Consider the following 12128-nt stretch of genomic DNA (forward strand, 5'->3'; position numbering starts at 1 on the left):
GGAACAGCATGTTGTACCCCAATTGCTCGCACAACAGCCGTTCACTCCTGATTCCGTAGAGAGCTTGCAATATCAACCCGCGCAGCAGCCATTCCGGCGGCACCGAGTACCGACCACGCTCTTCGTACATCGACTCAAACAGCCGGTCCATGTCGCGCAGCGCTACGTTGAGAATCTCGCGGATCGCCAGCAGCGGGTGTTCCGCCGGCACATAATCCGAGGTCTTTCTCACCATGAACAAACCTTCCTGGGTTACGTCCGCTCCACGCATCGCGCTCACCGCCTCGGTTCTATACGACTCACTACTCAACGTACTACCCTTCGGCTCCGTGGACTGGGTCGGGGATAAGTTCAACGAACTGTTAGATCGCTGCGGTGCTCGCCGTCGAAATAACCGGCATCGATGCGCTTCCTGCCGCGTGTTGTTAGCGCCCGCAGTTCGACTACATCATCAGAATTGAACAGCAATGTCAGTGTTCGCAGAATTGCATCGGCGTCCGGCTGCGGCGCGCGGATATCCCCGGCGCTCATGCCGCTCTCCGTGCATGCTGCTTCTCGCATTGCGCGAGCGATGACAACGGGATAAGATGGGTTGCCTGTTTTACCTTCTGTGCCGCCCCGGTCTGCGCCGGGTGCGGCATTATTTTTTCTAGGGTCATGGCCGCCTCACTTACCAAGAGACTCGATAAGCGCGCGGATAACCCGAACATCCCATGCCGTTGTCCTGTCGGACAGCTTTATGCCCTTGGGATATTTTCCCGATTTGATACCAACCCACCAGGTCGTTCTGCTGATCGGGAAAATACCGGGGATCGGCGGGTTTGCTTTTTTGTTCCCGAGAATTTCCGCCAGACGCACATAGCCTTCAGCCGGCAATTCGTTTCGCATTTTGTTGTCTCCGTTTGTTTGGGTGCGGAGACATACTGCCAAGACAAACGGAAGTTTAGGTACCTAAACTTCCTCTTTTCTTTTTTAGCGCGTTGCGGATAGTTCGTTTCACAACCTCTGGGTGGTTCTCGTAGAGAACGCTTCGTGCGTCGCGCTCGGTTCGCCCGGCGACAATCAATTTGTCGTACTCTTCCCACAGTTTTTTGTAATCAAGTTTCAGATTCGCTTGCGACCGGTGCCTATGAACGCGACCGGCTTCTTGCAGCTTCCTGTGCTTGGCCATTTCCGTGCGGAGGTCGTCGTACATTCGATATGCCGCGCAAGCAGCGACAAACTCTACCCATGCGGCGCGGAGCCGCACTATTGTTTCCTCACCTCCGGTTTGGCTAGCGTTGACCATCCTTATTACGACGCGAACCTCGATCAGCAAAGCTTGTGCCGCCTGCATGTCGTCGTTTACAACATTAGGCCGTTTTTCTTCGACGCGGCTCTTTATAAAAGCCTCCAGCGGCTCGCAAATAAGCCGGTCGAGCGTGCGAGATAACCCTGCATCAATCGATGCTCGATCAGGGCGGATCGCACAAGCCACGGACTCACACACTCTATCTCTGTAGAGCGGGTCGAAGAGATCAAAGAATGTGGCTAGAGATGCTTCGTAACGGCTCGCGCCCGGTCTCGTTTTTGGCATTTTTGGACACCCTTCGATCCAACGCCCCTTTAAGTCAGGAGCCGCGCCGGCCGGGTAAGGGTTCCCGGGTATTCGCCTTCGGGGATCAGCCTCAGGCTAGGCGCGGCAATGCTTGATCCTCGTTAAGCCGCTTTCTTCATGCGTAGCTCGTAGGTTAAACCCGCTTCCTGATTGGCAGCACGTTGCCCGCCGGCTTCGTGTCGCAATACTTCGACCAGTCGTTCATCAGTCGCCGCCGCTTCTCGAAAAGGTCGCCGCGCCGATAGGCCGCCTCTACCCTATCGTCGAGTTGATGCGCTAACGCAGCCTCCGCGACTTCGCGCGGGTAGTTCGTTTGCTCGGCGGACCAGTCGCGAAACGCGCTGCGAAACCCGTGAACAGTAATGTCGGGTCGCCCCATGCGTTTCAATAGCGCCAGCATCGCCATGTTGGAGAGCGGCTTGCCAGCCTTGCCGCCACGGAATACGAACGCGCCGTGCTGTCCAGCGTGCATGTCATCGACGATAGCGACGGCGCGCTCTGTCAGCGGAACGCGATGCTCGATACCGGCCTTCATGCGGCTTGCGGGGATTGTCCAGAGCTTTTGATCGAGCATGAATTCGTCGGCGGTCGCGCCTGTTGTTTCGCCGGTTCTCGCTGCCGTGAGTATCGTGAATTCGAGTGCTCTGGCAGCGATGCCCGGCTGCTCGCGCAGTTCGATCATGAACGCGCCCATATTCACATACGGTAGGGCCGCATGATGCCTGACGCCTCGCGCCTTCGACCGCTTCGGTAAGAGCTTGTCCAGATGCCCGCGCCAGCGCGCCGGATTGTCGCCTGTGCGCAGTCCGCGAACCTTAGCCCAATCCAATACCGCCTCAACCCGGCCCCTGAGCCTGCTGGCGGTTTCGGGCTTCGCCGTCCATATGGTTTGCAGCGCTTTTGTCACCAAGTGCGTATCGACTGCCTGAACGGGCAGGGAACCGAATACGGGGCCCGCGTAGGTCGCGAGAGTGTTCTCCCACTGGCTAACGTGCTTGGCGTTGTTCCAGCCGCTCCGGTGCGCCTCTATGTAGGCTGTGGCGCAGTTGGCGAAGGTCATCGATCGGGCAGCGGTAAGACGCGCCTCAGATCGCCTCTGATTCCGTGCTTCGATCGGGTCCACGCCGTCCAGCAATAATTTACGGCACACGGAAGCCCGCTCCCTCGCATCGGCAAGGCTCAGGATATGTCGCGAGCCGAGTCCCATCTCGCGGGGTCGCCCGTTCAGTGTGAACCGGAATATCCAGGACTTGGTTCCGGCTTTCGAGACTTGCAGATAGAGACCGCCGCCATCAAGGTAATAGCCGGGCGTTTTCAGCCGGTCCACCTTGAGCGCCGAGAGCTGCTTGAAAAACCGTTGTGATGTTCCGCCCACTTTTACTACCCCGTCTATTACCCACGTCTTAATAGTGGATTCTGGTGGGCTTTGGCGGACTTATCAAGACGCCAGTGAACACAAGCGCCAGTCTTATAAGGGCTTTTCTAAGGCGTCTTTACTCTATGGTTTAGCGGACTCTCTCCGCCAGTTTTGACCCCTTCCCGCCTCTGGTACCGTCAGCCCTTGAATTACCTATACCAACTTCGGCAAAGGCCGCGCACGCATGTCTTGAGTCTCGATAGACCCAAGGGAGTTGGTCTGACCGTTTATTTGCCTGTGGGGAAATCCTTCAGACGCCGTTGCTGTTCCGGCAACCTTCAATAGACGGGTAGGCCCAAGTTGGATAAAATTCGCTCGCGTTATTTCAATAAGCGCCCGTAGCTCAGTTGGATAGAGTACCTGGCTACGAACCAGGGGGTCGTGGGTTCGAATCCTGCCGGGCGCGCCAAAGCATTTCTTGACGACAGTTTCGTAATTCAGCTTTTCCGTGCGCACGATTTGCGGGCGCAGTAACGACGACATCTGCCTTTTGTAATCAGCAACAGCAACGCATTTCGGTACAACTCGTGTTTTGGGAATTGATTTTCCGCAATCGAATCCGTTTGCGTTCCGGCTTACTGAACAGCGCTTCTGGATTCGGCAAACCCCTCAACGCCGTTCTTCTTGTCCGAACATGATCAAACACAGGTCAGCCTTGGCTTATCCGCCGATTAGCGACTACGCCTTGATTGGCGATTGCCATTCCACCGCGCTGGTAGGCCGCGGCGGCTCGATCGACTGGTGCTGCATGCCGCGCATGGATTCGAGAAGTTGCTTCGGCCGCTTGTTGGTATGACAAGCGCATCGTCGGCCGCGGGCAAGATCATTTTTGGTGCACGAGATCATTCCGTGGGCCGTCACGCCAACTACGCGGCTTCCGAAGGGGTGATGATGCTGGTCAAAACGCTGGCTCAGGAACTCGCGCGGCATCGGATACGCGTCAACAGCATTGCGCCCGGAGCGATCGAAACACCGATCAACGCCACCACCCGCGATACCGAAGCAGAACGCAGACGATTGCTCGAACTAATTCCGTACGGCCGCATCGGCGAGCCGATCGATATCGGCCGCGCCGCTGTTTGGCTGGCGTCCGATGCATCCGACTACATGACCGGCGCAACGCTCTATATGGACGGCGGCATGCTGTTGTATCCGGGTTTCATCGATAACGGCTGACACGCTGCTGCAACGACTGCGCTTGCCAATACATCGCCGCTCGGGGGCCCGAGGTTCAGCGCGGTATCTACACGCAGCGAAACCCGATATTCCGATTGGCAGATACTGAACAACGTACAATGGCGTCGCACGTCCAACTGACGTTTCCGCAATTCGCCATGCGCAACAAACCCTGAAATGAAACGCTGGTTTTTGATCGTACTCGTCGTCCTGTACGGCGCCAGCGTCCATGACGCAGTTGCCCGAAATGCCGCCATCGCGTCAGCCCATCCGCTCGCGACCGAGGCTGGGTACCAGGTGCTGCAGCTAGGCGGCAATGCCTTTGATGCGGCGGTTACGGTAGCGGCAACGCTCGCGGTGGTCGAACCGTTTGCATCGGGCCTCGGCGGCGGCGGTTTCTGGCTGCTGCACCGCGCTTCTGACCGCGCTTCCGATAGCCAGGCGGTCATGCTCGACGCGCGCGAAACGGCGCCCTTGAATGCTCGCTCCGACATGTATCTCGACCGCAATGGCGAGGTCGTACCCGGTGCCTCGCGCGAAGGCGCAAAAGCCGCGGCAATTCCCGGTACGCCCGCGGCGCTCACCTGGCTTTCGAAGCGATACGGCAAGCTTCCGCTTGCAAAGGCTCTGGCGCCGGCAATCGCTTATGCGCGCGACGGATTCTCCACCAACGCGCGCTATGCGCGTATCGCGCGCCTGCGCCAGGAGTTGCTGCGCGGCGACGAATCCGCGGCAAGTATTTTTCTCGACAAGGGCGAACCGCCTGTGCATGGCTTCCGTCTGCGTCAACCCGCGCTCGCGCGCACGCTAACCACACTGGCGCGCGATGGTCATGCCGGCTTTTATGGCGGCCCGGTCGCGGACGAACTGGTACGCTCGATCAACACAGCAGGCGGCATCTGGCGCAAAGAAGATCTCGCTACCTATCGCGTCATCGAACGAGCGCCAGCGCGCATCACTTATCGCGGCCTTGATATCACCACGGCATCGCTGCCCTCGTCCGGCGGCGCAACGCTGGCGCAAAGCCTGAACATTCTGGAGGCGCTGCCGTTTGCGCAAAGCGATGGAGCCGCGCGAGTCCACCTCGTCGTCGAGGCGCTGCGCCGCGCCTATCATGATCGTGCGCGTTATCTCGGCGACCCCGATTTCATCGATGCGCCCATCGCGCACCTGTCGAGCGAAGCTTATGCCGCCACGCGTGCAGCCTCCATCGATCCGCGGCAGGCTACGCCGAGCACAGCACTAGCGAAAACCGAACCGATCGCTGTCGAGGGCCGCGATACCTCGCATTTCTCGATCATCGATGCAGCCGGCAATCGCGTCGCCGCAACTTTGAGCATCAACAACTTGTTCGGCTCGGGCATCGTCGCTGGCAGCACCGGCGTGTTGCTCAATAACGAGATGGATGATTTCGCCGCGAAGCCGGGCGCAGCCAATACCTATCGGCTGACCGGCGATGAAGCCAATGCGATCGAACCCGGCAAGCGTCCACTGTCATCGATGTCGCCGACCTTTGTCGAGGATGCGCGCGGCGTGCTGATTCTTGGCAGCAGCGGCGGCTCGCGCATTATGAGCCAGGTGCTGCTGGCCATTCTTGACTATGCCCGGCCGGGCCCCGTCGATGTCATTGGCATTGTCGGTGCGCCACGCTACCATCATCAGTATCTGCCCGACCGCATCGACATCGAGCCGGAAGCCTTCCCCGCCGAGTGGATCGCGGCGCTCGCAGCCAAGGGACACAGGGTGCATCGCATCGACCGCAAGTGGGGCAATATGCAGGCAGTCTGGCTGAACCAGAAAACCGGCCAGTCGATTGCGGTCGGCGATCCGCGGACGGCAGCCGGTTGGGCGGGCTGGTTTTAGCCCACGCGAATGAAAACGACCTTTCTCGATTTCGAACAGTCGATGGCCGAGCTCGAAGCCAAAATCGACGAGTTGCGTTACGTGCAGGATGATTCGGCACTCGGCATTTCCGAGGAAATCGAGCGCCTGCAAAAAAAAAATCAGACGCTGACGAAATTGATCTACGGCAAGCTGAACGCATGGCAGATCTCGCAGGTCGCGCGTCATCCGCAACGCCCTTATACGCTCGATTACCTGCAGCAGCTCTTCAGCGATTTCGAAGAATTGCACGGCGACCGCCATTTTGCCGACGATCACGCGATCGTCGGCGGGCTGGCGCGGCTCGGCGCCCAGAGCGTGATGGTCATCGGCCATCAGAAAGGACGCGATACCAAGGAAAAAATCTTCCGCAATTTCGGCATGCCGCGGCCCGAGGGTTATCGCAAGGCGCTCCGCTTGATGCGGCTCGCCGAGAAGTTCGCGATCCCGGTGTTCACGCTGATCGACACACCCGGCGCTTATCCGGGCGTCGGCGCGGAGGAGCGCGGCCAGTCGGAGGCGATCGGGCGTAATCTTTATGTCATGGCGGAATTGAGAACGCCGATTATCTGTACGGTGATCGGCGAGGGCGGTTCGGGCGGCGCGCTCGCTGTCGGCGTAGGCGATGCGATGCTGATGCTGCAATACGCAACCTATTCGGTGATCTCGCCCGAAGGCTGCGCATCGATCCTTTGGAAAAGCGCCGATAAAGCGCCTGAAGCGGCCGAAACGCTAGGTATTACGGCGACGCGTTTGAAAACCCTGGGCTTGATCGACAAGATCGTGCCCGAGCCCCTGGGCGGCGCGCACCGCGATCCGGAAACCATAATGCAAACCTTGAAAAAATTTCTGGTCGATACGCTGCGCCAGCTCAAGGACAAGCCGGTCGACGATCTGCTGAAAGCGCGCTATGCGCGGCTGATGGCTTATGGCAAATTCAAAGAAGTCGCAGTCAAATGATCGGCCGAATGCCCCGCCCGATCTGCCGGCCGAAGCGGAAATCGTTTTAAGGAAATGGGTCAAAAAAGGCGATAAGCTTGTTCTCGGCCTGAGCGGCGGCATCGATTCGGTGGTTGCGCTCGATGTCCTCGAGCTGCTGCGCGAGCCTCTCGGTTTTTCATACTCAGCGCTTTATATCGATCATCGCATCAGCGCCGATTCCTCAAAATGGGCCGATTTCTGCGCAGGACTTTGCCATGTCCGCGGCATTGACTTTCGAAGTGTTTCAATAACCATCGATACGGCTGGCGCCGGTACGGAAGCGGCGGCGCGCAAGGCGCGTTATGGCGTGTTTGCCGGGCAAGACGCCGACTTCATCATCACCGCGCATCACCTCGACGATCAGGCCGAAACTTTGCTGCTGCAACTGCTGCGCGGCGCAGGGCTCAAGGGTGCGAGCGCCATGCCGGAAATCAGGGAATTGTCATCCGCTTCCGGGGAAAGGGCGCCGCGATTGTTGCGCCCGTTCCTGAATCTTGCGCGCCGCGATTTCGAAGCTTACGCGCGCGCCAAGAATCTGGCCTGGATCGATGACGAGAGCAACGACAATACGTCGTTCGATCGCAACTATGTGCGGCATCGCGTTTTTCCTGTCGTCGAGCAGCGTTTTCCCGGCTATCGCGCCACGCTGGCGCGCGCGAGCCGGCACTTCGCCGCGGCTTCCGCGTTGCTCGATGAGCTTGCCGAATGCGACGCGGCGTATGCCATATCCGCCGGCGCCTTGCGAATCGATGCGCTGTGCAAGTTGGAGCAAGCTCGCGCCAACAATCTGCTGCGCTTTTTTCTGGGTCGCGCCGGCCTGATCCTGCCAAGCGCCGTCAAGCTCGAAGAGATCGTCCGCCAATGCCGCGGCAGCAGCGACGACAGCCATCTCTCGATCGAGTTGGGTCATTGGCAATTGCGCCGTTTCGCCGGCTCGCTGCATCTCGAACCCGCGTTTAAACTCATGCCATGCATCGTCAAATGGAACGGCGAAGCGCGGCTCGAACTCCCGGCGGGACGCGGCGTGCTGGTGATGAAAAAAGCCATCGGCGCCGGCATCGCTGCGCGACGGCTGGAGCAGCAGGCGGTGACGGTCCGCACGCGTTATGGCGGCGAGCGTCTAAAGCCGGACTGCAAGCGCCCGCGCCGCACCTTGAAGAACCTGCTGCAGGAGAATCGCGTGCCGCCATGGCAGCGCGCGCGCATGCCCCTTCTGTTCTGCGGCGAAATCCTGGTATGGGCGCCAGGGCTGGGCGTCGATTGCGCTTATCAGACAGACGCTGGTGAACCGGGCATCATTCCGGAATGGCAGGCCAGCACTGCAGCCCGGGAGGCGGAATGAACGTGCAAGTTTGAATCCGAATGGATAGCGAACATGAGATGGCGACTGGCGATTCGGCAAGAAATTCCGTAGGTCAGGGTGCCGAAGGCGCCCTAACAGCATCGGTAGCGCATTCTTTGTCAGGGAGCTTGCGCACCCTGACCTACGCTTACTTTGTTCGTATCGTTCCGGCTTGTCCCATAACGATGCGCGCATCGTCAGGTGTTTGCTTCTCGGTTTTTCAACATAAGCCGGTGTAATCGAAAGTGAATCGCCCGATCCGCGCCCGCATCGATCTCGCCGCCCTTGCGCACAATCTGTTGATCGCGCGGCGCTGTGCGCCTCGCTCGCAGGTGCTTGCGGTGATCAAGGCCAATGCCTACGGCCACGGTTTGCTGCGCGCCGCGCGCGCGTTGCAAGACGCCGATGGATTTGCCGTGCTCGATCTCGAGGCGGCAGTATGCTTGCGCGAATCCGGTTTCCGCCGCCATATCGTTTTGCTGCAGGGCTTTTTCGCGCCCGACGAATTGCCGCTGATCGCGGAAAACCGGTTGACGGTGGTCATCCATCATCAGGAACAAATCGCAATGCTGGCTTCGGCCTGGTTGCCGGTGAAGATCGACGTGTTCCTGAAAATCAATACGGGGATGAACCGGCTCGGTTTCAAACCTTCCGCGTTCAGCGCAGCGCTGCGCGCGCTGCAGACAAACCGGCTCATCGGCGATATAACGCTGATGACGCATTTCGCCAGCGCCGACGAGACCGAGGGCACGATGGCCCAGCTCAACGAGTTCACCAATCTGCGTGGCGATTCCGGATTGCCGTGCAGCATGGCGAATTCGGCAGCGATTCTGAGTACGCCGGCGACGCATGCGGAATGGGTGCGCCCCGGCATCATGTTGTATGGCGCGTCGCCTTTCCCGGATCGCGCTCATAGCGAGTTCGGCTTGCTGCCGGCGATGACTTTGTCGAGCGAAATCATCGCCGTGCAACAACTTGATAGCGGCGATGCCGTCGGTTATGGCGAGAACTACCGCAGCGATGGCGCGCGCCGCGTCGGTATCGTCGCCTGCGGTTATGCCGATGGTTATCCGCGCCTCGCGCCCACCGGAACGCCGGCGCTGGTCGCAGGCCAACTCACGCAAACGCTGGGCAGGGTATCGATGGACATGCTGTGCGTAGATCTGTCGGCGCTCCCGCAGGCTGGCGTCGGCGCCCCGGTCGTGCTGTGGGGCGAAGGCCTCGCCGTCGATGAGGTCGCGCGAAAGGCCGGCACCCTCGGTTACGAGTTGCTGTGCGCGCTGGCGCCGCGCGTTCCGGTCATCGAATCCTGACGCTGTCGGCGCCGTGAAAAAGCAGAAATCGGTTTACGCGTGCACCGAATGCGGCGGCGAAGCGCTGAAGTGGCAGGGCCAATGCCCGCATTGCCAGGCGTGGAACACGCTGGTCGAATCGATAGCCGAGCAGATTGGAACGAATCGCTACAGCGCCATTGCCGGCAACGCCAGGCTGCAAAATCTGGGCGAAGTCGAGATTGGAGCGCGCGAGCAAAGCCGGTATCCGACCGGCATCGGCGAATTCGATCGCGTGCTCGGCGGCGGCCTGGTGCGCGGCGCTGTTGTGCTGCTTGGCGGCGATCCAGGAATCGGCAAATCGACTTTGTTGTTGCAGGCGCTCTGTCAGATCAGCGACGCGAAGCGCGTGCTCTACGTGAGCGGGGAGGAATCGGCGCAGCAGATCGCGCTGCGCGCATCCAGGCTGGCGTTGAATGCAAGCGCGATGCAGTTGCTGGCAGAAATCCAGCTCGAACGCGTACTCGCGACCCTGGCCGCGCACAAGCCGGAAGTCGTCGTCATCGATTCGATTCAAACCATGTATTCGGAGGCGCTGACATCAGCGCCGGGCAGCGTCGCCCAGGTTCGCGAATGCGCGGCGCAACTGACGCGGTACGCCAAGAGCAATGATGTCATCGTCATTCTGGTTGGCCACGTCACCAAGGAAGGCACGCTGGCCGGGCCGCGCGTGCTCGAACACATAGTCGACACCGTGCTGTATTTCGAGGGCGATACGCATTCGAGCTTCCGGCTGGTGCGGGCCGTCAAGAATCGCTTTGGCGCGGTCAATGAGCTCGGCGTTTTTGCGATGACGGACAAGGGATTGAAAGGCGTCAGCAATCCGTCCGCGCTATTCCTGTCGCAGCACGATACGCAAGTCGCGGGCTCCTGCGTGCTGGTCACGCAGGAAGGCACGCGGCCGTTGCTGGTCGAGATTCAGGCGCTCGTCGATGAAGCGCACGCGCCGAATCCGCGCCGGTTATCGGTCGGGCTCGAACAGAATCGGCTTGCGCTGCTGCTTGCCGTGCTGCATCGTCATGCCGGCATCGCGTGCTTCGATCAGGATGTGTTTGTCAACGCGGTCGGCGGCGTCCGCATCAGCGAGCCGGCGGCCGATCTCGCGGTGCTGCTGGCGATCGTGTCTTCGCTGAAGAACAAGCCGCTGCCGGACAAGATGGTCGTGTTCGGCGAGGTCGGCCTGGCCGGTGAAGTGAGGCCGGTTCAGCGCGGCCAGGAACGCTTGAAGGAAGCCGCCAAGCTCGGTTTCACGCGCGCCATCATTCCGAAAGCGAACCAGCCGAAGCAGCCAATTGCCGGGATCGATATCATTGCCGTCGAGCGCATCGAACAGGCGGTCGCCAGCATCCGTTAACAGGCTGGTTGAAAAACTACTGCGCTTGCCTGTACTTCGCTGCTCAGGGCTCGAAGCTCATGTATTCCCATATACATTCCGCTTTCTCGGCCCATAGCACCTCGTCCTGGCTGCGCTCGCTGGGTTTTCAACAGCCTGCTGACGGGTATCCGCGATGGTGATGAGAGCAGCCACGGCCAACGCTGCGCGCAAACGATCTGGTTTGCGCGCCCTCGTGATCGCCGGAATTTCCTGGCTCTTCATGCTAGCAATCGCCATTCCGGCGAGCCTGTTCTACGGCATCCCGGTTCGAAACCTGACGCGCGATGCCTCGTATATCTCGAACGGGGGCTTTTACATCGGGCTGATTTCCAATCTTGGTATCGTACTTTGGGCCGGTTCGGCTGCAATCTGCTTCCTCGCTTATGCGATGTTAAAAGAGCGGCCCGTGGCTTCCCGCGCTCCGCTTTTTTTCCTGGTTTCAGCACTGTTTACTCTGGTCATGCTCGGTGATGATCTGATGCAACTGCATAGCATCATTCCTGAATATTTCGGCATCAGACGAAAGGGTTTCCTTGCCCTTTACGGCCTTGGCGCGGCGCTTTATCTTTACTGGTTTCGCGCGCATATACTGGCCAGCGACTACATGCCGCTGACCGTGGCGCTGACTTTGTTCGCGATTTCCGCGGCGATCGATTTGATACCCGGCGAATTCAGGGGGCAGTATTTGCTTGAGGACGGCGCCAAGTTCGCCGGCATCGCGACCTGGTTCGCCTATTTTTTTCGTCTGGCGTCAGACACGCTTTCGCTTACGACGCCTGATTCGGAGTGGACGTCGAAGTGAATTGAGGTCACGCCCGCGCAAGCGGGAATCCAGAAGCTCGGCGAATCAAGGAGGAAGAACATGACGTTTTGGTTGCTCGCCGGGCTGGTCGCATTGCTGGCGCTGCTGACGCTGCTGCCGATCTGGCGCTATGAGGCTTGGTGGGTGCGCGGGCAGGATTTTCCCGCGCTTGCAATACGCCGCGGCCGGGCTGCTTTTGCTGGCGATCGAGTGGCTTGCGCTGGAC

The 12128-nt window shown here is 59.7% G+C and carries 13 protein-coding genes and 1 tRNA gene; 9 read left to right on the top strand and 5 right to left on the bottom strand.

Features of this window, described 5'->3' with window-relative positions; translation table 11 throughout:
- The 5 genes from H0V78_02985 to H0V78_03005 form a co-directional block, all read right to left on the bottom strand.
- Positions 1-271: transposase (locus tag H0V78_02985; protein ID MBA2350774.1), on the bottom strand; the 271-nt coding region annotated here is incomplete at its 3' end.
- An 80-nt stretch (positions 272-351) separates the two neighbouring features.
- Entirely contained in the window at positions 352-531 is a 180-nt protein-coding gene (locus H0V78_02990; GenBank protein MBA2350775.1) for a hypothetical protein, read from the bottom strand.
- 135 nt (positions 532-666) lie between these two features.
- Entirely contained in the window at positions 667-888 is a 222-nt protein-coding gene (locus H0V78_02995; GenBank protein ID MBA2350776.1) for a transcriptional regulator, read from the bottom strand.
- Between the two features lie 55 nt (positions 889-943).
- Positions 944-1576 (bottom strand): hypothetical protein, encoded by a 633-nt coding sequence (locus H0V78_03000; GenBank protein MBA2350777.1) that lies wholly within the window; start codon positions 1574-1576, stop codon positions 944-946.
- 154 nt (positions 1577-1730) lie between these two features.
- The gene (locus tag H0V78_03005) at positions 1731-2990 is read right to left on the bottom strand and encodes an integrase arm-type DNA-binding domain-containing protein (protein ID MBA2350778.1); all 1260 of its coding nucleotides are present in this window, start codon (positions 2988-2990) and stop codon (positions 1731-1733) included.
- 356 nt (positions 2991-3346) lie between these two features.
- Between H0V78_03005 and H0V78_03010 the strand changes: the two genes are divergently transcribed.
- The 9 genes from H0V78_03010 to H0V78_03050 all read left to right on the top strand — a co-directional run.
- Positions 3347-3423, top strand: a tRNA-Arg gene (locus H0V78_03010).
- A 383-nt stretch (positions 3424-3806) separates the two neighbouring features.
- Positions 3807-4190: an SDR family oxidoreductase gene (locus H0V78_03015; protein MBA2350779.1), complete on the top strand. Its 384-nt coding sequence runs from the start codon at positions 3807-3809 to the stop codon at positions 4188-4190.
- 177 nt (positions 4191-4367) lie between these two features.
- Positions 4368-6053 carry a gamma-glutamyltransferase gene (ggt, locus tag H0V78_03020; protein MBA2350780.1) on the top strand — a complete coding sequence of 562 codons (1686 nt, stop codon included), beginning with the start codon at positions 4368-4370 and terminating at the stop codon, positions 6051-6053.
- A 9-nt stretch (positions 6054-6062) separates the two neighbouring features.
- A complete protein-coding gene (locus tag H0V78_03025) occupies positions 6063-7031 on the top strand; it encodes an acetyl-CoA carboxylase carboxyltransferase subunit alpha (GenBank protein MBA2350781.1) in 969 nt (322 codons plus the stop codon).
- Positions 7000-8394, top strand: a complete 1395-nt coding sequence (gene tilS, locus H0V78_03030) for a tRNA lysidine(34) synthetase TilS (protein MBA2350782.1) — start codon at positions 7000-7002, stop codon at positions 8392-8394. Before H0V78_03025 ends, tilS begins: the two co-directional genes overlap by 32 nt.
- A gap of 245 nt (positions 8395-8639) precedes the next feature.
- Complete coding sequence (gene alr / locus H0V78_03035) at positions 8640-9707, top strand: alanine racemase (GenBank protein MBA2350783.1); 1068 nt, start codon at positions 8640-8642, stop codon at positions 9705-9707.
- Positions 9708-9720: 13 nt separating this feature from the next.
- Entirely contained in the window at positions 9721-11079 is a 1359-nt protein-coding gene (radA, locus tag H0V78_03040) for a DNA repair protein RadA (protein MBA2350784.1), read from the top strand.
- Between the two features lie 160 nt (positions 11080-11239).
- Entirely contained in the window at positions 11240-11902 is a 663-nt protein-coding gene (locus H0V78_03045) for a hypothetical protein (protein ID MBA2350785.1), read from the top strand.
- 60 nt (positions 11903-11962) lie between these two features.
- On the top strand, positions 11963-12128 hold a 166-nt coding region (locus tag H0V78_03050), incomplete at its 3' end, for a hypothetical protein (GenBank protein ID MBA2350786.1).

Source organism: Burkholderiales bacterium (assembly GCA_013695435.1).
In the GTDB taxonomy this organism is placed as follows: domain Bacteria; phylum Pseudomonadota; class Gammaproteobacteria; order Burkholderiales; family JACMKV01; genus JACMKV01.